Annotated in this window: 20 protein-coding genes, 7 tRNA genes, 2 rRNA genes and 1 riboswitch; of the genes, 3 read left to right on the top strand and 26 right to left on the bottom strand. The window is 48.6% G+C overall.

Going from position 1 to position 21516, the window contains the following annotated elements; translation table 11 throughout:
• Positions 1-59: 59 nt before the first annotated feature.
• The 16 genes from JJQ72_RS02510 to JJQ72_RS02435 form a co-directional block, all read right to left on the bottom strand.
• On the bottom strand, positions 60-2216 hold the full coding sequence (locus JJQ72_RS02510) for a stalk domain-containing protein (RefSeq protein ID WP_208202659.1): 2157 nt from the start codon (positions 2214-2216) through the stop codon (positions 60-62).
• Positions 2217-2324: 108 nt separating this feature from the next.
• Positions 2325-2765, bottom strand: a complete 441-nt coding sequence (locus tag JJQ72_RS02505; protein ID WP_208202658.1) for a hypothetical protein — start codon at positions 2763-2765, stop codon at positions 2325-2327.
• Positions 2766-2948: 183 nt separating this feature from the next.
• The gene (gene purT / locus JJQ72_RS02500) at positions 2949-4112 is read right to left on the bottom strand and encodes a formate-dependent phosphoribosylglycinamide formyltransferase (protein ID WP_208202657.1); all 1164 of its coding nucleotides are present in this window, start codon (positions 4110-4112) and stop codon (positions 2949-2951) included.
• A gap of 76 nt (positions 4113-4188) precedes the next feature.
• Positions 4189-4269: riboswitch (ZMP/ZTP riboswitch) on the bottom strand.
• A 105-nt stretch (positions 4270-4374) separates the two neighbouring features.
• Positions 4375-5097 (bottom strand): YebC/PmpR family DNA-binding transcriptional regulator, encoded by a 723-nt coding sequence (locus tag JJQ72_RS02495; RefSeq protein ID WP_138225907.1) that lies wholly within the window; start codon positions 5095-5097, stop codon positions 4375-4377.
• A 38-nt stretch (positions 5098-5135) separates the two neighbouring features.
• Positions 5136-5795 carry a bacillithiol biosynthesis deacetylase BshB2 gene (bshB2, locus tag JJQ72_RS02490; protein ID WP_208202854.1) on the bottom strand — a complete coding sequence of 220 codons (660 nt, stop codon included), beginning with the start codon at positions 5793-5795 and terminating at the stop codon, positions 5136-5138.
• A 22-nt stretch (positions 5796-5817) separates the two neighbouring features.
• Entirely contained in the window at positions 5818-6162 is a 345-nt protein-coding gene (locus JJQ72_RS02485) for a YojF family protein (RefSeq protein ID WP_138225908.1), read from the bottom strand.
• Positions 6163-6269: 107 nt separating this feature from the next.
• Positions 6270-7034, bottom strand: a complete 765-nt coding sequence (locus JJQ72_RS02480) for an SDR family NAD(P)-dependent oxidoreductase (RefSeq protein ID WP_208202656.1) — start codon at positions 7032-7034, stop codon at positions 6270-6272.
• 48 nt (positions 7035-7082) lie between these two features.
• Positions 7083-7676 (bottom strand): CDP-alcohol phosphatidyltransferase family protein, encoded by a 594-nt coding sequence (locus JJQ72_RS02475; protein ID WP_208202655.1) that lies wholly within the window; start codon positions 7674-7676, stop codon positions 7083-7085.
• Positions 7677-7691: 15 nt separating this feature from the next.
• Positions 7692-8738 carry an ABC transporter ATP-binding protein gene (locus tag JJQ72_RS02470; RefSeq protein WP_138225911.1) on the bottom strand — a complete coding sequence of 349 codons (1047 nt, stop codon included), beginning with the start codon at positions 8736-8738 and terminating at the stop codon, positions 7692-7694.
• Positions 8735-9559: an ABC transporter permease gene (locus tag JJQ72_RS02465; RefSeq protein ID WP_208202654.1), complete on the bottom strand. Its 825-nt coding sequence runs from the start codon at positions 9557-9559 to the stop codon at positions 8735-8737. The genes JJQ72_RS02470 and JJQ72_RS02465 overlap by 4 nt, the downstream gene beginning before the upstream one ends.
• Positions 9531-10415 (bottom strand): ABC transporter permease, encoded by an 885-nt coding sequence (locus JJQ72_RS02460; protein WP_138225913.1) that lies wholly within the window; start codon positions 10413-10415, stop codon positions 9531-9533. The genes JJQ72_RS02465 and JJQ72_RS02460 overlap by 29 nt, the downstream gene beginning before the upstream one ends.
• Positions 10396-11670, bottom strand: a complete 1275-nt coding sequence (locus JJQ72_RS02455; RefSeq protein WP_208202653.1) for an ABC transporter substrate-binding protein — start codon at positions 11668-11670, stop codon at positions 10396-10398. Before JJQ72_RS02455 ends, JJQ72_RS02460 begins: the two co-directional genes overlap by 20 nt.
• 20 nt (positions 11671-11690) lie before the next feature.
• Positions 11691-12815 (bottom strand): FAD-dependent oxidoreductase, encoded by a 1125-nt coding sequence (locus tag JJQ72_RS02450; protein ID WP_208202652.1) that lies wholly within the window; start codon positions 12813-12815, stop codon positions 11691-11693.
• A complete protein-coding gene (locus JJQ72_RS02445) occupies positions 12803-14233 on the bottom strand; it encodes a dihydrolipoyl dehydrogenase family protein (protein ID WP_208202651.1) in 1431 nt (476 codons plus the stop codon). Before JJQ72_RS02445 ends, JJQ72_RS02450 begins: the two co-directional genes overlap by 13 nt.
• 336 nt (positions 14234-14569) lie before the next feature.
• Positions 14570-15241 carry a pyroglutamyl-peptidase I gene (gene pcp / locus JJQ72_RS02440; protein ID WP_208202650.1) on the bottom strand — a complete coding sequence of 224 codons (672 nt, stop codon included), beginning with the start codon at positions 15239-15241 and terminating at the stop codon, positions 14570-14572.
• 93 nt (positions 15242-15334) lie between these two features.
• Complete coding sequence (locus tag JJQ72_RS02435) at positions 15335-15844, bottom strand: CYTH domain-containing protein (protein ID WP_208202649.1); 510 nt, start codon at positions 15842-15844, stop codon at positions 15335-15337.
• Between the two features lie 645 nt (positions 15845-16489).
• Between JJQ72_RS02435 and JJQ72_RS02430 the strand changes: the two genes are divergently transcribed.
• The 3 genes from JJQ72_RS02430 to JJQ72_RS02420 are packed head-to-tail and all read left to right on the top strand — an operon-like array spanning position 16490 to position 19553.
• The gene (locus JJQ72_RS02430) at positions 16490-18073 is read left to right on the top strand and encodes an ABC-2 transporter permease (protein WP_208202648.1); all 1584 of its coding nucleotides are present in this window, start codon (positions 16490-16492) and stop codon (positions 18071-18073) included.
• The gene (locus tag JJQ72_RS02425) at positions 18073-18942 is read left to right on the top strand and encodes an ABC transporter ATP-binding protein (RefSeq protein WP_208202647.1); all 870 of its coding nucleotides are present in this window, start codon (positions 18073-18075) and stop codon (positions 18940-18942) included. The genes JJQ72_RS02430 and JJQ72_RS02425 overlap by 1 nt, the downstream gene beginning before the upstream one ends.
• Positions 18924-19553 carry a hypothetical protein gene (locus JJQ72_RS02420; protein ID WP_138225921.1) on the top strand — a complete coding sequence of 210 codons (630 nt, stop codon included), beginning with the start codon at positions 18924-18926 and terminating at the stop codon, positions 19551-19553. The genes JJQ72_RS02425 and JJQ72_RS02420 overlap by 19 nt, the downstream gene beginning before the upstream one ends.
• A gap of 238 nt (positions 19554-19791) precedes the next feature.
• Here JJQ72_RS02420 and JJQ72_RS02415 read toward each other — a convergent pair whose 3' ends face one another.
• The 10 genes from JJQ72_RS02415 to JJQ72_RS02370 all read right to left on the bottom strand — a co-directional run.
• Positions 19792-20103, bottom strand: a complete 312-nt coding sequence (locus JJQ72_RS02415) for a putative quinol monooxygenase (protein ID WP_138225922.1) — start codon at positions 20101-20103, stop codon at positions 19792-19794.
• Between the two features lie 103 nt (positions 20104-20206).
• Positions 20207-20283, bottom strand: a tRNA-Pro gene (locus tag JJQ72_RS02410).
• A 20-nt stretch (positions 20284-20303) separates the two neighbouring features.
• A tRNA-Gly gene (locus tag JJQ72_RS02405) sits at positions 20304-20375 on the bottom strand.
• Positions 20376-20381: 6 nt separating this feature from the next.
• Positions 20382-20468 (bottom strand) — tRNA-Leu (locus tag JJQ72_RS02400).
• A gap of 9 nt (positions 20469-20477) precedes the next feature.
• Positions 20478-20550: transfer RNA gene (locus JJQ72_RS02395), tRNA-Lys, on the bottom strand.
• Positions 20551-20705: 155 nt separating this feature from the next.
• A tRNA-Asp gene (locus tag JJQ72_RS02390) sits at positions 20706-20782 on the bottom strand.
• A gap of 30 nt (positions 20783-20812) precedes the next feature.
• A tRNA-Met gene (locus tag JJQ72_RS02385) sits at positions 20813-20889 on the bottom strand.
• Positions 20890-21067: 178 nt separating this feature from the next.
• A tRNA-Glu gene (locus tag JJQ72_RS02380) sits at positions 21068-21142 on the bottom strand.
• Positions 21143-21174: 32 nt separating this feature from the next.
• Positions 21175-21291: ribosomal RNA gene (gene rrf, locus JJQ72_RS02375) — 5S ribosomal RNA — on the bottom strand.
• Positions 21292-21425: 134 nt separating this feature from the next.
• Positions 21426-21516, bottom strand: a 23S ribosomal RNA gene (locus JJQ72_RS02370); the annotation flags it as partial.

Raw genomic sequence — 21516 nt, 5'->3', positions numbered from 1 at the left:
TCGAAAGGCTTACGCCTCAGACCAGCTTGATGGATAACGAATATGAGTTCTTCTCAGCCTTATTTCTTAGCAGGCATGGGGGTAAAGAGCAGGTTGACGGGAAGGTTGCTTCCCGGAGCAGCAGTTAACATGATCTCAACACTTTGCTCGTAGTCGCCAGTACGGTACAAAACAGCCTGCTCATTTGGAGCGCTGACTTGTCCATTCGAATAAATGGCGGTGATTAACCCATTGACCATAGCATATCCCGAATACTTTCCGCCGCGGGGATTGAATGAGATCAACGTATTAGGTGCCACTCGTTCCAGACGAATCTTGTAAAGAACTCCAAAATTGCCTGCGTTGGAGGTAGGACTGTTGTACATAGGATCGGTGCCCATTAAATTCGGATCGTCTCCATCATCTCCCAGCAGCAAACGCTCTGGCTTGGCGCCCACTTCTTCGAAATGTTGAATGATTCGGGTCGAGTTCGGGTACGTTCCGCGATTATGCACGCCGTCTTTATCAAGCAGTGGAAGCTCCTTCCACACCTTCAGCGGTTCAGCCTTCTCATCAATCATGATGACGTCAAACTGAATCGGAAGGTCACTGTAAAGATCTGCAAAGAGCGAAATAACATCACCCTGCTTCATCCGCGTCTGGCTAAGCTCGGTCATGACCAGTCGGCTTTCCCCTGGCGCCAGCGTGATCGCAGACTGCTTGGAGCCATTCTGCATCGATTCAAAGTAGTACAATACAGATTTCTTCCCGGCTGCCGTGGCAATATAGGTCGGTCCGGCAAAGCCCAGATTTTCTGTGTTTATCACAGCTGGAGATGCATTATTGTTCGTAGCAACCACATACATTTTGACATTTTTATTTACGTTGTTTACATGATGAATCATGAAACGCATGTCCCCGGAGGCCGTCTCGCGATAGACATTGCCGAGCTCATTCACGGTTTCGGGGCTGTTGCTGCGGATCAAGGTGCTTGGCTCGTCCAAATACTTATAGAGAATTCGGTCACGGCCTGTCACTTCAGATCCATTAAACGTAAACTTCTCTCCGGCCGGAATAAACAGCTTATTGAAATCATCCTCTGCATACAGCGTTTCACCTGTAATGTTGATGATTCGGGTCGCCGTTGTGCTTACCCCTTGCTGGTCAGTCACGGTCAGATTAATCGTCTTGGGGCCCGGTGTGAAAAAAGCATACGCATTATTGTCCCATTGCACAGACTTGATGCCTTCATCATCGTAGCTCTGGTCAGTGTATGTAATCCACTCGCCCATTTTATATTCTGCTTTATCGGTTGTAAATGCGGCCACTGGAGGCTGATTCGGCTTCAGAACCTTTACCGTCTGAGTGGCTGGTTCACTCCAGGCTCCACTGGCATCCTGAACATAATACGTTACCACGTAATCTCCAGGCTGGCTAAACACGTCCTGCCGCCCCTCCCAGCGCTCATTCACGATCGGAAGCCCTGTAGGAGACGTGGCTTGCGTGCTGTAGGTTACTAGCGTCTCACCCGCATAAATCTCCTTCGGTCCTATTGTAAATGCTGCTACAGGCTTCTGCTCCAGATTCATAATGATGCGCTTGCCAATGTTATCCACTTGGTACTTCAGATTGAGCGCTTGTGTTATGGACGTCAGCGGAACCATGAAGGTTCCTTTGGTCTGATACGATGCCCCTTTCATTGACTTTACAACATCATTCACCGTGTAGCTGGCGCTGTCTGTCTTGAAGCGCAGCTCGGTATCCCCCTTCAGAATCACGGTTTCCTTCGTCTTGGCTTCATAGCGGAGCTTGAAACCAACACGGTCAACCAGCGTCCGGATCGGAACATAAGAAATACCTTTATTGACCAGCAATGGCTGCGGCGCTTGATACACCTGTCCGCCTAGCTCAAGCTTTGTACTATTATAATAAAAAATGAGTTCGTTCATGGACACCGGCGTTGGCGCTGGCTCCGATTCCAGACTGTTTCCAGCCCCTTCTTCTGCTTCTTCTGTACCTTGCCCTGGTACAACGTCCTTGTCCGCTTCTACTTTTTCCACTTCTCCTTGAATAACTTCTAGCTGTCCGTTCTTCTCACTTTGCGGTGCTTCATAGACTTCGCCGGTCACTGTGCCGGGTACGGGTCCCGTACTTACAGACTCAGCTCCTGCAGGAAGAACTGCAGCAGCCTGTACGACGACCAGCAAAGCGAATATCGTTAACTTTTTCAAATTCATACCTGTGCTCCCTTAAGTTTCTCGTTTTATTTTTCCAGCTCCCTAGTATTAAACGCACACTTTGGTAAAAAGTTCTTGTCTAAATGGTTAAAACCTCGCCACAGATCTTTATTTTCTACGAACAAAGAAGATTAAAGCCATACTTATGACAGTCTGAAGCCCCCAGAAAAGAATCGCAAGCAGGATCGTCATCGACATTTGGAACCAATGCTGAATCATTAATCCTCCCAACCATCCACCAAGCATACCTAACGCGCCGTACACGAATAGGGATACAATAATTGTGATGAAATGCCTTTGTTTTTGACGTAAGGTATGAAGAATTCTCGCAATGGTCATATCTGCTAGAAGCGATAATGGCAGAAGGAATAATAGAGTGAACGGAAGAAAGAAGACGTAACCGGCTGCAAATATATAACCGGTGGATGAGCTAACCTCATGACTTGGCTGGATCTCAAAGGATCTTTGAAGCGTAAAGAAGAACGAGACCATGGCCGGTGTCAAAAAAGCCGCAAGCACTTTACCAAAAGCATTCAATGTGTACCTCATAACCCCACTCCTTTTGTCCCTGATCATTGTGCAAGCCGTAATTTGTAGGAATGGAAACAATATACCATAGATTCTCCGTGTTGTGAATTAAATCACTTGATGAAGGTATGAAATACCTGAAGGGGTTTATCAACAAAACAAGCGTGCTGCCTCATGATGAGATCGCACGCTTGTTTGGCTTTATCATTCAGAAGGTACAATTTGCATAGCATCCAAGGCCTGCTTGGCGTGAGTTCTGGCCTGCTCTACACTGTCCGCTGCAGACAATGCGACCGCCATCCGGCGACCGATCTTGGTCACCGGCTTACCGAAGATCCGAACCTGGGTACGAGGGACAGCAAGGGCCTTCTCGACGCCAGTCACTTCATAGTTCTCCAGCTCGGCCGCAGCCTTCAGCGGCCGACTGGCGCCAGGCGTAATCAGCTCAATCTCAGGGATCGGGTAGCCCAGAATCGCCCGGACATGAAGTGCAAACTCTGATAGATTCTGGGTAACCAGGGTCACAAGTCCAGTATCATGAGGCCGTGGGGAAACTTCACTGAAGTAAACCCGGTCCTTGGCTAGAAACAGCTCGACCCCAAATAAGCCGTAACCGCCAAGCTCATCAGTGATAGCCTGAGCAATTCTTTTGGCCTCGGCAAGCTGGTCTTCACTCATGGCATGAGGCTGCCAGGATTCAATATAATCGCCGCTTTCCTGAATATGTCCAATTGGTGGACAGAAGCTGGTTCCACTGACCGAGCGAACGGTTAACAGTGTAATCTCAGATTCAAACGGGATAAATTCCTCAATAATGACTCTTCCGTTCTGCACACGGCCGCCTTCCATCGCCATATTCCAGCAGGACTGAATGTCTTCTTCACGGCGGCATACACTTTGTCCTTTACCTGAAGAGCTCATGAGCGGCTTGATCACGCAAGGATAGCCGGTTGACTTGACCGCAGCATCGAATTCTTCGTATGTGTCGGCAAACTGATACCCTGCCGTAGGCAGACCCAGCTTCTCGGCAGCCAGACGCCGAATGCCTTCACGGTCCATGGTCAGCCTTGCTGCACGCGCCGTCGGAATCACGCGGTGTCCTTCCGCCTCCAGCTTTTCCAGCTCGTGGGTGGCCAGGGCCTCAATCTCCGGAACGATCAAATCCGGCTTCTCTTCCTCAATGATCTGACGCAGCCGGGACGCATCCATCATATCAATCACATAGTGCCGATGAGCCACCTGCATGGCAGGTGCATGGCCATAACGGTCTACCGCCACCGTCTCAATACCTAAACGCTGTGCCTCCAGAATAACCTCTTTGCCCAGCTCCCCAGAGCCAAGCAGCATCATTTTGCGGGTCTTTAACATGGTAATCTCCTCGCTTTGTCGAAATGATCCGGCAGAACCGAAATTACAAAAAAGAGGCAAGGAGAAAGACACTCCTTACCTCTGCCCAGGCGTACGGCGATATCCACGATGATGCTCCCCCATGGTTTCCCATGCTACGCCAGTTACATCTCCGTGCTGAATTATAGTTCTATCATACGTATTTTAGAGTCATCCCGCAACTATTAAGGCAACTGACTCCTATTCTTTGTATAATTGTTCTACACAAAAAGTGAGTTCATGATTACTCCTCGTCATACTCCACGTTGTGGTATACCTGCTGCACATCCTCCAGATCCTCAAGCGCATCGATCAGCTTCTCGAATTGTGGAATGGAATCCTCGGGCAGGCTGACATAGGTTTGAGGCAGCATGCTCAATTCAGCAACCGTGAATTCAGTAACACCGGCTTGCTTCAGCGCCTCCTGGACCTCGTGATACTGATCCGGCTCTGCGTAAATAATGACGACATCATCCTCTTCCACGATGTCACGCACTTCGATGTCGGCCTCCATCATAAGCTCGAACACCTCATCCAGCGATTTACCGGTCATACCAAACACGGCCGTGGAGTCGAACATATAAGCTACCGATCCGCTGACGCCCATATTGCCGCCATTCTTGTTAAATGCAGAGCGGACATCTGATGCCGTCCGGTTCACGTTATTCGTCAGCGTATCGACAATGACCATAGCGCCGTTGGGACCGAAGCCCTCATAACGAAGCTCTGTGTACGTTTCTTCGCCGCTGCCCTTTGCTTTATCCAATGCCCGATCAATAATGGCTTTAGGCACGTTATAGGTTTTGGCCCGCTCCAGAACGACCTTCAGCGCTCGGTTCGACTCCGGGTCCGGCTCACCCTTCTTTGCAGCCACATAAATTTCTACGCCGAATTTCGCATAAATCCGGCTCGTATTTGCATCCTTGGAGGCTTTCTTTTCCTTAATATTATTCCATTTGCGACCCATACCGCTCCCGCTTTCTCTATGAATTTAAATCTGTTAGATTACCCTTCAAAAGGGTAGGTCCAAAAGCTTTCCACACCAAATCGCAGAACCATATCTTCTCGGGACAGCTTCTTGTCGCCCACGAGCTCCGGGGCTTGAAACTGCGAACGATGTGCTGTAATCGATTGGATCTTCTGATCTATATATTCCTCAACATCCTGATATACATCAGGCTCTCCAATGTAATCCCGACAGCCGTTGGAGAATGCAAGGCAATGCACCTCGGGGCGCTCATCCTTCGGCAGTCTCTGAATCGTCCGGATAACAGAAGCCCCTGTAGAATCATGATCCGGATGAACGCTGTATCCGGGATAGAAGGTAATCACCAGCGATGGCTTTACCTCATCCAGAAGCTTCTTCATTTCACCGTCGATCACTTCCGGCTCTTCAAATTCCACCATCTTGTCATGGAAGCCCAGCATTCTTACATCCTGTATTCCGATCGCCTTGCAGGATTCCTCCAGCTCCAGCTTACGAATGGCCGGAAGCGTAATCCGATTGGCAAAGGGAGGCACCCCCATGTTCCGGCCCATTTCGCCAAGCGTAAGACAGGCATAGGTGACCTGCCAGCCCTCGTGAATCAGCTTCGCCAATGTCCCGGAAGTGCCGAAGGCTTCATCGTCCGGGTGCGGAAATACAACCAGGACCCTTTTTGTCATCATGTCGTTCATCTCCTGTTCCTTAAAAAGGCTCCTGGCTGAGCTGCAATGCAACGACCAGTTTGCCCTGACTATCATGGCCTGCCAAAATCAGGCGTTCTGTATCGCTCTCCTCAAAGTGCGTGAGTCCTTCCGCGTAAACCCAGCCCTCTTCGGTCTTCAAGCCAACCCGGTAGGGTCCTGCTCCAGAAATTTTTCCACTGGAATAGCACACCTTGGCATTGGTTATAAAATTAGCCGCAGGATGTCGGGAGCTGTCCACATGCGCAGCATATGCACCTGTAGTCAGCTCCAGATGGACGTAAAGCTCCTGATCCTGCAGCTTGTTCAGCATCTGCTGTACTTCTGATAAATTAATAAGCTCCATGGTACCCTCCGGCTCAAGTAAGTTAGTTCATGTTCAAGTGCGAATATGACTATTCTATCACATTTAAGCCGAGATGAAAAAAGGTTCAGGACGCCTCCTTGGAATGACTAAATGGCCGGCATGACGTTACCGCCGCAGACGGGTATGTACGCGCCTGTCGTAAAAGAAGCCAGATCTGATGCAAGAAAAGCCACCATATTGGCAATTTCCTGATCCGTACCCCGGCGCCGCAGGGGAACCTGCTGCTCATAAGAGGCGTTATGCTCTGTCCCTTGATCCCGATCCCGGTCACTGACCGTCCATCCCGGGGCGACCTGATTGACCGTAATCCCCTGCTCCCCGACCTCCTTCGCCAGTACGCGATAGACGCCGTCCATCCCTCTTTTTCCAGCGGTGTACGCTGATTGGTTCGGGAAATTCTGCATGGAGCATTCCGTATTGATCCCGATAAACCTTCCGTAACCTCTCTCGGCCATGGAAGGAACAAAGGCTTTGGCAAGATAAACGCTCTGCATCACACAGCTGTCGAACTGACTCTGATAATCACGGGGATCCTGCTCTAGAACCGAGGTCCAGGCGTACTGCTCGACAGCATTGGCAACCGTAATATCTGGAAGCCTGCCCAGACTGGCTTGAATCTGCTCCTTCATCTGCATCACGGATTCCTGGCTCGTCATATCTCCTTGAACGATCATTGCTTTTCTTCCGGTCTGCAGAACCTCCTGAAGCAGCTGATTCGCTTTCTCCGCATTACTCCGGTAATGAATGACGATATCAGCTCCGCACTCCGCGAGTGTAGAAATCATTACCCGACCGAGCTGGCCCGTACCCCCAGTGACCAGAGCCATTTTCCCTGTCAAATCAATACGCATATTTCCCTCTCCCTTACATGTGAAATAGAATGCCGCCGTGCTAGCTTTTTAAGCCCCATGGCGCTTTAACCAGGTGTATACATCCCACAGATGCTTGATCGCAGTAAGCACTAACAGGCTGAAAAAAATCCAGGCCGCGGCAAACGCCACCGAAGAAAACAGCATCATCACGGTAAAAAAAGCAAAGGATTCCGTCCGCTCCAAGATCCCGGGGTTATAATGAAACCCTTTTATGCCTGAATTCTCAATCACATTTCCTGTCACCAAAAAGGTTGTCACCACGACCAGTATTCCAGCCAGGCTCAAAATTAACGGTGCATTTGCACCGGGATACGCTAGAACCAGGGCGGACATCATAGCCCCTTCAACGATACGATCAAACACAATATCCAGCACATTGCCCCATTTGGAGGGCTTGGTCATGCGTGCAATGGTTCCATCCACAGCATCCAGATAGCCGGAAAGCCATAACATCACAACAGCGGCAGCCGGATAGCCAGCCAGGAACACCGCAGCACTCCCCACTCCGAGCGTCATTGCGATCCAGCTGACCGCATTCGCCGACAGGCCGGCTTTGTGAAGGACGATGGCGCCCCGATGGATGATCGGCTGAACGGTATTTCTAGCATAAGAGTCCAGCATTTTCTCCCCTCCTTCTTACATGGGAAAGCACCACAGCTCATCCCGATTGTATTGAATGCCTAACCGCTGACCGGGAACATGCTGCACCAGTCCGGGCAGCTTCATCACCAGGTGCTCGTCTTGAGCCTCCAGCTCCAGCAGCGTATGATCTCCCCGAAAAGAAACACGCCGCACCTCTCCCTGCACCGGAGATGAAGAATCCAGAATCAGCCATTCGGATCTTAATGCAGCCTGAACCGGTCCATCACGTAATGAAGCCAGTGAGGGATGAAGCGGCAGCTCTCCAAACAGGGTACGCACCCGGCTTCCCAGCTTGATCCCTCTCAGCCTGTTGTCCATCCCCATAAATGCCGCTGCCCACGGGCTTGCCGGACGATAGTACAGATCCTCCAAGGTCCCGTACTGCTCTCGCTTCCCCTGATTCACCAGGAGAAACCGGTCGCCCAGCGTCATGGCCTCTTCCCGGTCATGCGTCACCATGATCATTGGAACCTCGCGCGTACGCTTGAGATCTGCAAGCCAGCTGCCCATCTGCCTGCGAAGCAGCGGGTCCAGCTGGCTGAATGGCTCATCGAGCAGCAGCAGCTCCGGCTCAATGATCAATGACCGGGCCAGCGCTGCGCGCTGCTCTTGGCCACCGGATAATGAAGACAAGGACCGCGAGTAAAAGCCCGCAAGTCCCACCTCCGCCAAGAGCTGCTCCGCTTTGGCTTTTCTTTCCTTCGGCTTTACGCCCTTCAGCTTTAATCCGATTTCAACATTATGTCCGACGCTTAAGAACGGCAGCAGGTAAGGCTTCTGAAAGATCATGGACAACCCCCGCTTCTCCGGTGGAAGCTGATGAATACGCCGGCCGCCCATGATGATGCTGCCCCGCTCTGGATGAAGAAGACCGGCCAGCAGCTGCAGCAGCGTTGATTTTCCGCTTCCCGAAGGTCCCAGGATCACGAGCAGCTGTCCTTTCTCCAGCGTAAAGGATTGTTCGGCCAGAGTAAACGATGAGCTGTAGCTGCAGCCGATACCGGACACCTGCAGGAACGGCTCTTTTGTAATGGCGGTCATGCCGCTTCCCCCTTTTCAGCAAATTGATCCACCTGTGTTTCTCTTGCACTGTAGATCACAACCAACAACGCAGGAATAACAAATACCATGCTTAAAGCTCCCATCAGACTGTAATCGCCGCTAGAAAGTGTGCTGAAGAGCAGCATCGGCAGTGTAATCAAGCTTCCCCCGCCGATGAACAGCGTAAATAAATACTGACTCCAGGAGTTCAGAAAGCTGAACAGAATACTCAGCGTGAGCACCGGCTTCAACAGGGGCAGCTCAGCCTGAACAAACGACTGCCAGCGCGTGGCACCCAGCAGGCGCAGCTGCTTCTCATATCCGGAATCATAGCCGGCGTAGAAGCCGTATAGCAAATAGATCGAGTATGGCGCTGCCGGAATAAGATGAGCAAGCAGCACACCCAGCCAGCGGTCAGACAGCCCGATCTGAAGAAAAAACACATGTACCCCGACCGCAATGGCAATGCCGGGAATCAGAATGGGGGCAATCAGTGCGAGGCGAATCCAGCGATTCCCGCGTTGAATATACAAGCCGAGAGCTCTTGCTGCCGGATACGCAACCAGCTGCGAGATCGCACTTGTCGCTGCTGCAAGCCCCAAACTGTTCAGAATGGAGGTCCATACCTGGGAATGAGACGAGAACACATAGGACCATGCACGGAGACTAAAGACTGGCAGCAGCTCCGGAAAGCGCCATTGCAGCGAGAAGGACCAGATCAGCAGCGGCACGAACGGAAGAATAAACACGGCCAGCAGCAGGAGAAAGACCCCGGCATACCCGCTCCTTTGCTTAAGACTGCTGTACCGTATGATGTTCACCCCATTTCAAGTATAAGAACACTAACACCACACTAATCAACGTAATGACCATGTTGATCGCCATCGCTTCCGGGCGATAGGTCAAATCCGGATTGGTATAGGCCTCATAGGCAAGAATCGGCAGAGCCGGCTGACTGACCGACCCTAATATGTACGGCACCTCAAAGGAACCAAAGGTATAAGCAAATACAATGATTGATGAAGACAATAACGGCGGCAGCATGAACGGAAATGTCACCAGCCTGAAGCGCTGCCAGGAGGATGCGCCAAGAAGCCGCAGCTGACGCTCGTACGGCAATACCCAGGCTTTTAATATACTGATAATGGATACCGCAATGAAAGGAACTTCCTTCCATATGTACTCCAGTATAATGCCGGCGCCCACTTGATCCTGTACCAGCACCGGAAATGCAGCCGGCTCTTGAATTATGCCTGCCCAATATGCCAGTCTCGACAAATACCCGCTCTGACCTAACAGCATCCAGATCGCCATCGCTCCCACCACATGAGGCAGCGGCAGATTAAACTGAATCAAGAATTGCAGCCACTTGCTCTTGTTCACATATCTTCTCAGCCAAAGTGCCAGAAGTACCGCCAGGACGGCGGAGATGAGCGTAGAGAACAGAGATACCATGAGCGAGAAGCTGAGAGAGCTATAGAAGATTCGCGACACGAACAGCTCCCGGTATACATCCAGAGACAGCTCCGTTTGGCCGATCAGCGGAACATAGCCCAGGCTCTGTTCGCCCGTAATCCACAGTCCTGCACCAACAGGCACCAGAATGACCAATACGGAGGGCAGGAGCATCCCCGCGAGGAGCCAGAGGCGAGCTTTTTTACTTTTGGAATAAAACATACTTCCTCCAGCCTTCCTCCAACGCCTGATTGTACGCCGGCGACAGATCCGGCAGCTTATGCTTCAGCAGATCCTCTGCCGGCACCGCGGTTTCACCGGCGTCGCTTTGAATCTGCTTGTACTGGCTTGCAGCCTCCCCTTCCAGCTTGGCAGGATGGATTCCCAGACCGTCTCCCCAGCCCTCCTGCGTCCCCATCTTCTTAAACTGCATTTCCGGCTCCAGCAGCAGATTGGCCGTCACCATCGCCGCTGCTTTATGCTTGGCGTTATAAGGAATGGCAACATAATGATAATCTCCAATCGTCCCGGTGCGGAATACATAAGGCCTTGCCGTCTCCGGCATTCTGCCTTTGTTAATCTCGGCCTGAATGCCTCCTAGATCCTGCACAAACGTAAAATCGACCTCATTGTTGTTAAACAGCGTCTGCAGCTCCGCGATGGACTTCGGATATGTTTCACCACCCCGCCATAAATGCGGCTTGATCTCATTCAAGTAGCTCCAGACCGGCTCAACCGCTTTTTTGAATTCTGCTTGGTCTAGCGGCTTTTCCCACTGCTCATAGCCTCCGCTTAGCTCATAGAACAGCTGCTTCACAAATCGTGTACCGATAAAATCAGGGGGAGCATTGTATGTAAACCGACCCGGATTATTCTGAATCCACACCTTCAGCTCTTCATAGCTTCGCGGCAGTTCATCCGGATCTACGGTGCTTGCGTTATACACGAACTGAAACTGGGCGCTTCCCCATACCGATTCCATGCCCTCTGTATCGTTTCCAAAATCCTTTTGAATGGCAGGATTACTGTAATCGACGTATTGTGCGTTAGGAAGAATCTCAGCAAAAGGACCGAACAGCGCTTCTGCCTGCTTCAGGGTATTGAAATTTTCTCCGTTAATCCAAATTAAATCGACGCTGCCTTCCTCATGCCTTCCTGCCTGCTTCTCATTCAGAACCTTATTAACAGCTTCAGCCGTATCATTGACCGGAATCCGCTTCAGCGTAACTCCGTATTCGTCCTTCAGCACGCGGCCAACCGTCTGATCAACATACGAATTGATCACATCACTGCCGCCCCATAAATACCAGTTGACCTGCTGACCTTTAGCCTCATCAACCACCTGTTCCCAGCTGGAGCCACTAAGAAGGCTTGCATCCTCCGCACTCCTCACGACTTCCAGACTGCCGGAGCTGCAGGAGGATAGGATCATCGCCGCTGACAGCCATAGAATTAGTGCAGCCATAGGCTTTTTCATATGCAGCCACCCCTTTCTATCTATCTCTTATATAGCCGCTGATACTGCCGTACAAAGCGTTCGTCAATCCAGCGTTTTAGCTTCCAGCACCATCGCCCGTAGAGCAACACCTTCTTATATAGCAAAATCGCCTTGCGGTTCCCCGTCGACATCAGCGACAGATAGTCACGCTGCGGTGAATATGCCTGAAGCTCCGTGCCGCTGAAAAATGCGCATAGATTGCTCCACAAATACGGAGCCTCCCTGACGGCATACACCCCGGCTTTGGGGAGAGGGCGATGTCCGTCCAAGGCGGCGCAATCACCCGCGGCAAAAATCTCCGGGTAATCCACGGACTGCAGCTTTGGCGTCACCAGCAGATAGCCGCCGTCGCGGACCTGCAGCCCTGAAGACATAAACACGTCCGGTGCTTTGGGACCTGCTGCCCAAATCAGATGTTGAAATGGAACCTTGCGGCCGGATGTTAATATCACGATGCCTTGATCCACCTTGAGCGCCGCATCGTTTTCATACAGCCGTACATTTTGTTTGGCAACAATCTGTGTAAGACGACGGTGTATGCGTGAGCCTGTCTTCATCCCAAGTAAAGAGCCTGCACTGATTAACGAAACAGAGCCGCCTTTTGTCCGGTTACGAGCCTGCAGCGCCAGGCTGAGTTCCAGTCCAGCAGCACCTCCTCCGACCACGACCGCGGCTTCATCCCCATGCTCCTGGACCGCCCATTTCATAAACGCCTCTAAAGGCTTGACGGGAAGCCCGTATGACAGGACGCCTGACGTATCTGTGCCGGCACTCTGCGAACCGATATCAAAGGAGAGAGCATCATATGAAAGCGACTCCTGCGACGCCAGGTGGATTACTCTGGACTTGGCATCTACGGAAATGACACGGTCCTGCACCAGGCGCACGCCGGCCGTTTCAGCCAGCTTTCTTAGGTCTACTCGAATTTCGTCCAGGATATTGGTGCCTTCGATATATCCAGAGATCAGTCCGGAATAATATTGAAATGGCGATGGCGAAATCAGGACAACCTCTACATGTGGAATCGGCTGTCGGCTGAGCTCCTTCAAAACATGAAGATGTGCATGTCCCCCACCCGCCAGGATCAGACGACGCTGGTCTCCTGCAGCAATCATCGGAACCATTTAACGTAAGCCTTCAGCAGCTTGTAGACCGGACCGTCAAACAGCTTCTTTTCCCAATACTGCCCTGAAGCCTTTTTCAGAGCCTCGCCATGGGTCGGGTAAGGATGAATCGTTTCGGCAATGTGGCTCACTTTACAGCCATGCTGCTTCGCAAACACCGCCTCCTGCATCCAGTTACCAGCCCCTTTGCCAACAGCATGTGCTCCCATAATTTTTCCCTTTTGATCTGCAATGATTTTGACGAGTCCTTCCGTGCTGCGGTCGGTAATGAAACGGTCTACCTCCTTGAGGTCTGTGATGTATATCTGTATATCATCTCCCGCCTGTTCTCGGGCCTCCTTCTCCGTCATGCCCAGATGAAAAATTTCCGGCTCCGTATACGTCACCCAAGGCACCGCATCATAGCTCACCTTGCGTCTTAGACCGAATACCGCGTTAGACACGGCAACCTTGCCCTCCATGCCAGCGGCATGGGTAAACGGAAACGGCTTAATGACATCTCCAATCGCGAAGATAGAGCGCGCCGTCGTTCGTAGATTTTTTTGAACAGCGATATGATCTCCGTCCAGCTCCACCGAGGTTCGGTGCAGATCCAGCTGGTCTGTATTCGGCATCCGCCCGGTGGCAATCAACAGCCCTTCTGCCTGCCAGGTATGCTCATGTCCGTTTATGCGGCCGTAAATGGTTTTGACACCGGCTCCGTCTGCCGCTACCTTCTGCACCTCGGTATGATAGACGATGCTCATTTCCTGTTCCATTAATGACTGGGCCCGGGCCGCAATATCATGGTCTTCTTTCGGGAACAAAGAATCTCCCTTGACCAGCAGCGTAACCTGCGAGCCCAGGCGAGCCAACGCCTGAGACAGCTCCAATCCCACCGGTCCGGCGCCGATGACCACCAATCTCTTGGGAAGCGACATCATGTCAAACACACTTTCGTTCGTCAGGTAATCAATATCCTTGAGCCCCTCGATATCAGGCACTTTGGCTCTGGAGCCGGCAGCAATGATGATTCTTTTGCCCTGCAGTGTCTCCTGACCATCGATTTGAATAGCATGATTATCTAGAAACTTGGCATGTCCCTGGTACACATCAATTCCCATACTTTCAAAATGCTCTGCCGCATCATGATGCGCAATGACCGCCTTTGCCGCCTGAACTCGACGGTAGGCTTCCAGATAATCGGCTTCGCCGGTAAGGCTGAGCCCATATCCCTCCGCGGTCTTGCGCGCGTCATGTAAGTCATTGGCCGCCGCAATGAGTGCCTTGGATGGAACACAGCCCGTATGCAGGCAGTCTCCACCGGGCTGGGCGTCCTTATCAATCAAAGCAACCTTAATTCCGAACCGGATCGCGCCAACGGCAGCGGTAAGTCCGCCGGAGCCGGCACCGATCACGATCAGATCATATTTTTTCATCTGGCCCCTTCCTCCTCTCGATGCGCTAAGCATGTACATCCGAAGCAGTGAGCTCCCGCAGCGTACAGTGCTATATGTGAAATTTCGATGTATTTAAACAAAATGCCTACTAACTTGATTAACCTCAATCCTGCTAACCCAAACAAACGATCCCGCTTCTGCAGCAGCTATACAAAGACTTCAAGCATGTTACGAAGGTTATAGAGCATTACGATCACCTTTCAGCCAACATCAAAGAGACCAAGTGAAGGCTTACCACCTGATCCCTGGGTGTTTATTATGATCTGCCATCCTGCACGTATTGACATGATCTTGCGGCTGTGAGTTAGAGCTTCTTCACATGGAGCAAGATCCACCCTGACGCTGGGGATGATGTTCCAATGCTCGAAGCTCCTCAATCGTGACTTCAATCATAAGCTTAAGCCCTCTCAGCATGCTTTCCTGACTCATAGAAGGCATGCCAGGCTTGGCTGCAGCCATCTCCGGTGACGCCGGAAAATGAATAAAGCCGCCAAGCATAGCCTTCGCAGTCTTCTTGATTTCATTCAAAAGCACATACATTGTATTATTACAAATATAGGTTCCGGCAGAATAAGAAATCGATGCGGGTATTCCAGCTTCTCTCATGGTCTTCACCATCCGGGAAACGGGCAGCGTGGTGAACAAGCCATCCGGACCGTCTTCCTCAATGGGCTGCTCATGGGGTCTCACACCTGCGTTATCAGGATACGGTGCATCCTCCGCGATGTCCTTCATATTAATGGCGATCCGCTCTGGTGTTATGTCAGCACGTCCCCCGGCTACACCGCAGGCGAGGACTGCGTCCGGCTGAAAGGACCGGATTTCCTCCATCAGGAGTCTGGCACATTTATCGAATACCACGGGGAGTAATACAGTACGAATTTCTACCCCTGAAAAAGACAATGACTGCAGATCAAAAATCAGCTGCTCTGTCGGGTTAACCCGGCTGCCGCCGAACGGTTCAAATCCGGAAACTAGTATTTTCATAGACTCTCTCTCCTTCTCGTCCTATCATATCAGAAACCGTAAAGGGAACACCAACCTGACCTCGTGATATAATGGGAATCCAGGCTGTTGTAGTCATTCCGTCGGAGACTTCTTGTTTTGAAGCTCACGCCACACCTTTTTATTACTATACTGCTTGTCCTGGCTGATGTCTGGGCCAAACCAGACCGGAGGCTCAAAGCGCTCAGCCTCTTCCAAAGAAGAGAACTCCACCTCTATCACGCGGAGCTGAAGCTGAGTGTATTCGTCAATTTCCACCACTTGCCCATTCCATACCGCCGTAAGTCGTGTTTTTATTAACGGGACTGCCTGGTGAGCTTCAATAACCTGTTCATAGAGCCCTTCAGATATTGCAATCTCTACCTCTTCACGGGCAATGCCCCATCCTCTTTTAAACGTATGTGTGTATTCCAGCAAACCGGTCTGCAGGTCCTCAAGCTTTCTTACACGCAGCTCCTGATCTCCATCCAGAGCCAGATAGGTTTGTTCTATGCGCTGCTTTCGCCGCGGCTGTAAGCTTCCATCTCGGACGAGCTCCTCCGGGTCTTGATCAAGCAAAAATTTTTTTTCAATTTCCATGTGCATATGTAAGTCCCCCTATACGTTCTATAGTAATCTTTATCCTGTCATTATAAATCCATCTGTACAAAAAAGAACCCCCTGCCTGATGTGCAAGCAGGGGATCCTTAAGCGGGAAACGGTTATAGTCTCACCAGGCAATGGTTCATTGCTCCAGATTCTTACCTTTGTGCATCCAGGGAGTACATGTTGCTTACTCCCGTTGAAGATGGTCCATCGGAATCAAATCCTTTCGGAATTCAAAAGAAACTGTCAGTTAACACACCTGATGCTGCATCGGAATCAGATCCTTTCGGTTTCATCTTCGTCCAAGCCAAAGCTGCTCCATTGGAATCAGATCCTTTCGATCATATCAATCAAGTCTCATTCAGTTCAGTGTACTTCCGTCTCGGGCAATATCCTCAACCGTTTCCCGCTTGTTTTATATATACCACATCGGCAGAGAACGAAACATTGAAGCTGCGTTTTAAGCTGGGCTATGAGACAAATGTATTCTCTCCTAAATTTTGAAAATTACTGACTTAATATTTGAATATTGATATACTAGAGAGGTAATTAATGGTTTTATTATAAGATACATACAAAGTGGAATGTAAAAACCATCACTAAGCACTTAAAAAAATTATTGTTGGAGTAGGTGAAGCGTCAGCTATGTTTAGACTCATTATTTCTGAATTTAAGCAGCTAACTAGAAAGCCAATATGGCTTTTTATTTTTGCTGTGACAATTGTCGTCTCTATTTTTTTACCAAGATCTAGTATCACCCATTTGACGGTTATTCCAGGTATGGTCTACTTTATCATGATTATGTCCCTGTTATTGTCTATTTACGGGGCGGAATCAGCCCGTGCAGACAAAACTTATCAGGTTGATGAAACTCTATCCGTGACACCTTTATATCGGAAGTATTTTATGGCGAAGCTTATTTACTGGCTAATGCTATCTGCTTTTATTTACGTTTTATTTTATGCAGCGGTTTTAAGTTATATTGGTCTCATTCACAGCAACATCACCTCTGAAGATGTCTATCGTTCATTGGTATATACCCTCTTAGTATGGTTTATACCGTTCTTCTTCTCGATTTTGATTGGATATATCATATATAGCTGGCTCCCCAGCTTCTACAGTTATCTATTCATCGTCGTCATTTGGTTTTTAACTATGCCTTACAATTCTATGATTGGCCTTATTCCACGCAACTGGTCTGGCTGGATCATCAATGGGGACCCAAATATCATTCAAATTTTCTCTACAAATCCGCTAGAAAGTTTAGAGATCAACCGAGGATATTTCATTCAGAGAATATTTATGTTTCTTATTTTGTTCTCTGGCTATCTATTAGCGAAATATAAAATTCAGACCAAAATAAGAATAACAGCTGCGTTGTTACTAGTTATTTCTGTTTTGCTGCCTTTATTCTCACCCTATGTCCCTTATATTACTGGTGGAAACAGCTTAAGCTCCTCATCCGTAATTTTTCCAGAAAATAAAGGGCAGAGTCAATCTGGATATAGGATAACCAAGTATATATTTCATTTAAACCATGGACAAAGCAACCATGAATTGAAATACACCGTAAATGTTGAAATAGAGGCTGAACAAGATGATATAGAGTTTGCCTTGCTAGATGATTTTAAGATCAACTCAATACACATGAATAATAAAGCTGTAGTCGTGAGCCGGTCAGGTAATCTTGTTAAATTACAAATTCCTGAAAAAACCGGAATACTTCAGATGGATATAGAAACCGACTCCTTTATTCCAATTGGACCTTCTACCATTCAATTAGTCGCTACTACAGCCTGGTATCCCATGATCCCTGACGAAGCAAGGGACCCATACAATAATGCTATTAAGGAACAATACGAAGTCCACTGGGAACCTGCTAATCATAAACAAATCAAATCAAATTTACAGCGTTTGTCTCGTTCTCATTGGTCGGGTACCGCATATGGTCCAACATTTTTGATGGGGAGGTTTACTGAAGTGGACAATGTGATATTTCCTAAATATCAAACTGCGGAAAAAACAGAAAGAATTAATAGGGGGTTGGCAGAAATCTTTGATAACAATAACAAGAAGTACAATAAATCAGAACAATTGCCACCATATGTTTATTACGTTTCGACATTTTATGGAATGCAGGCTAACCCTGATGAAGCATATGTATACCCTAATGTTTTCCCAAATCAAGAGATTTTAAATCTATTCTATTTAAAAAAAGGTGAAGAATAATGTTACAGATATCTAGTATAACGAAAAAGTTTGGAAAAAAGGTGGCTCTTCATAATACATCTTTAACTCTGGATAAGGGGATTATAGGTCTCTTAGGTCCAAATGGCGCTGGTAAAACGACTTTTCTACGTCTATTGTCAACTTATTACGTTTCTGATTCTGGTGATATTACGCTGAATGAGCTCAGCTGGAGTAAAGACACAGAAAAAATAAGAAAAACGATAGGTTATCTACCTCAACAGACAGGTGTATTTCCTAGTTTAAAAGCGAGAGAGTATTTAGAATATATGGGCATATTGCGTGGGATGGATTCCGGACAGTTGTCTAAGGAAATTCCTTCCGTTTTGAAAGAGGTTAATCTTGAAGAGAAGGCTGATCACCTTATCGGATCATTCTCGGGAGGTATGAAACAAAGACTTGGAATCGCTCAAGCCATTCTTCATCAGCCCTCATTGTTGCTTGTTGATGAGCCTACAGCCGGTCTTGACCCCGAAGAACGGATACGTTTTCGAAATCTGATTAAACGATTAGGAAAAAATAGGCTGATCATTCTCTCTACTCATATTACAGAGGATGTTGCAATGACCTGCGATCAAGCTCTTCTTATGAAGGCTGGAGCTATTGAACAGTTTTCTTCAATACAAGAAATTATTTCGCTCGCTAAAGGACAGGTTTGGGCATTAGAGACCGATCTTTCGACGTATGAAACGATAAAGAGCAATTCAAATATTCTCATCACTCAAACCTCAATATTAGAAGAAAATATCATAGCTTTAAGATATATTGCCACTGAGCCTATTTACCCTAAGGCTAAGATTGCTGTACCTGTTTTAGAGGAGGGATACATGGTTTGGTTAAACAAGAAATAATGTATTGGCAATACCTATGGAAAACGCAATATATTTTGTTACTCCTTCCGTTATTTTTTATGGCTTGTTCTATAATGGCTGCACAATATAATGCAGATTTATCCATAAATTTGTTGTTGTTTGTTACATTTCCCGTTTTAATATTCCCTATGATCGCTACATTATATCAGATAGGTTCCTTACATCATAAAGAATTGCTGTTGACATACCCTTTAAATGTAGTCTTGTTCGGATGGATCCGTCCAGTATTATTGAGTTTAATCTATTCACTCTGCTTTACAGCATCCTTAATGCCTATTAAAAATTATGCAAATGAGGAATTAGTGGGTGCTTATACAGCTGCAGTACTTTATATGAATCTTGCATCTTTTATTTTGATACTCTTTAAAAATATTGGTATGGGCATAGCTCTTCCGCTGGCGTTTCTATTTTATGGCATGTTTACTACTGGGAGCGGCATTAGCAGCTTTTATTTAATGCAATGGAGCAGGCCTAGCCCAGACACCACGCTTGAGGATTGTATAATTACTCAGGGATTCACTGCGATTATCCTCAGTCTTGCAGCAGTTTATTGTTTAAAGAGCCGCAACAAATATCATTGGAACATTTAATACACTGACATTCAGTTTTGAATAATCGGTAAATTTAAAAAAAGAGCCGGCAATAATATGGCCGGCTCAAATTAATTACGATTAAATTTATGAGCTCTTTTTTGAAACGGACCGCTCATTGTCACTGACTAACCATCCCGATCTGCATTCAGCTGGGCACAATCCATACCCTGGAGCCTTAAAGTATTCCCCTTTAAAAGACACTGCAGGCGTCTTTTTTTATCTTCACTGAGAAGAATTAAGTCGATTTAAGTCCCTTACCACCTAAGATCCGGAGCTTGTCCCCTTCCATGTTCGCAATCAGGGGCAGCCCTTTTTGAATTATGGATCTTGTTGACTCAAGGGTTAATGATGCAGCATGAGATGCTTCATCTTTCCAAACTTCTGTCACCCAGACGGTATCCGCATCCGTGTTGGAGATGCTTACTACATAGGATTCGCAGCCCTCGAGTGATTGCATGGACTCCGCCGCTTCAAGTAATACGTTCGCCAACGCTTCTCCTTGACCATCCTTTGCTTTTAGCTTACCGCATACACCAAATGTACTCATACCGATCGCCTCCTTATAGTTAGAACACTTAAGTCATATCATAATCCATACTAAAAAACCACGCTAATCCCAATAGGATAACCGTGGTGTAATGTATTCAATATGGTCGGGACGACACGATTTGAACATGCGACCCCCTGGTCCCAAACCAGGTGCTCTACCAAGCTGAGCTACGTCCCGTTAACAGATATAAGACTAAAAGCGGACGACGGGAATCGAACCCGCGACCCTCGCCTTGGCAAGGCGATGCTCTACCGCTGAGCCACGTCCGCAAAATTTGGTGCGGTCGAGAGGACTCGAACCTCCACGGGGGTTAGCCCACACGGACCTGAACCGTGCGCGTCTGCCAATTCCGCCACGACCGCGTAATCATATGAGCCATGAAGGACTCGAACCTTCGACACCCTGATTAAAAGTCAGGTGCTCTACCAACTGAGCTAATGGCTCTTAACTATTTAAGCTGTAATAAAGTAATAAAATATTAAAGATGGCGGAACTGACGGGATACTCTCTCTTCGTTCGAGACTGCGAAGCATATGCTCCCGAAGAGTATGCTCCGACGAACCCAATTTCGGATTCTCATCCCTGGAGCTATTTAAAGATGGCGGAACTGACGGGATTCGAACCCGCGATCTCCTGCGTGACAGGCAGGCATGTTAGGCCTCTACACCACAGTTCCATAAGACATGATCGCTAAGCGATGTAAAATTGGTTGCGGGGGCAGGATTTGAACCTGCGGCCTTCGGGTTATGAGCCCGACGAGCTACCGAGCTGCTCCACCCCGCGTCATTATTAAACAATCTGATGCCAGAACCATCGGGATTCTCATCCCCAGAAGCTTATAAGGAAAGTGGTGACCCGTAGGGGATACTCTCACTACGTTCGAGACTGCGAAGTGTTCCTCACGACGCTTATGCTCCGACGAACCATCGGGATTCTCATCCCCAGAGGTTTATAAGGAAAGTGGTGACCCGTAGGGGATTCGAACCCCTGTTACCTCCGTGAAAGGGAGGTGTCTTAACCCCTTGACCAACGGGCCTTATTAAACAATGTTTAATATATGTAGTTCACGCTTGGCGGTGTCCTACTCTCCCGGGACCCTGCGGTCCAAGTACCATCGGCGCTGGAAGGCTTAACGGTCGTGTTCGGGATGGGTACGCGTGGAACCCTTCCGCCATCACCACCAAACGTGATTCAGGATGCGGCATAGCCATATGCCGTAATCAAGATGTCTTGAAGGTGCCACTTGTACACCATCAAGATGCTTTGATCACCTGAAAACTAGATACGAAACGAATGTGCGTTGTTAGAGAATGATCTTGTAGGATAAGCCCTCGACCGATTAGTATTGGTCAGCTCCATGCATTGCTGCACTTCCACCTCCAACCTATCTACCTCGTGGTCTTCAAGGGG

It is taken from the genome of Paenibacillus sp. F411 (assembly GCF_017582705.1).
GTDB lineage: Bacteria > Bacillota > Bacilli > Paenibacillales > Paenibacillaceae > Paenibacillus_AQ > Paenibacillus_AQ algicola.
Note: the sequence above shows the minus strand (reverse complement) of the source record. Positions and strands in the feature narration are given on the sequence as shown.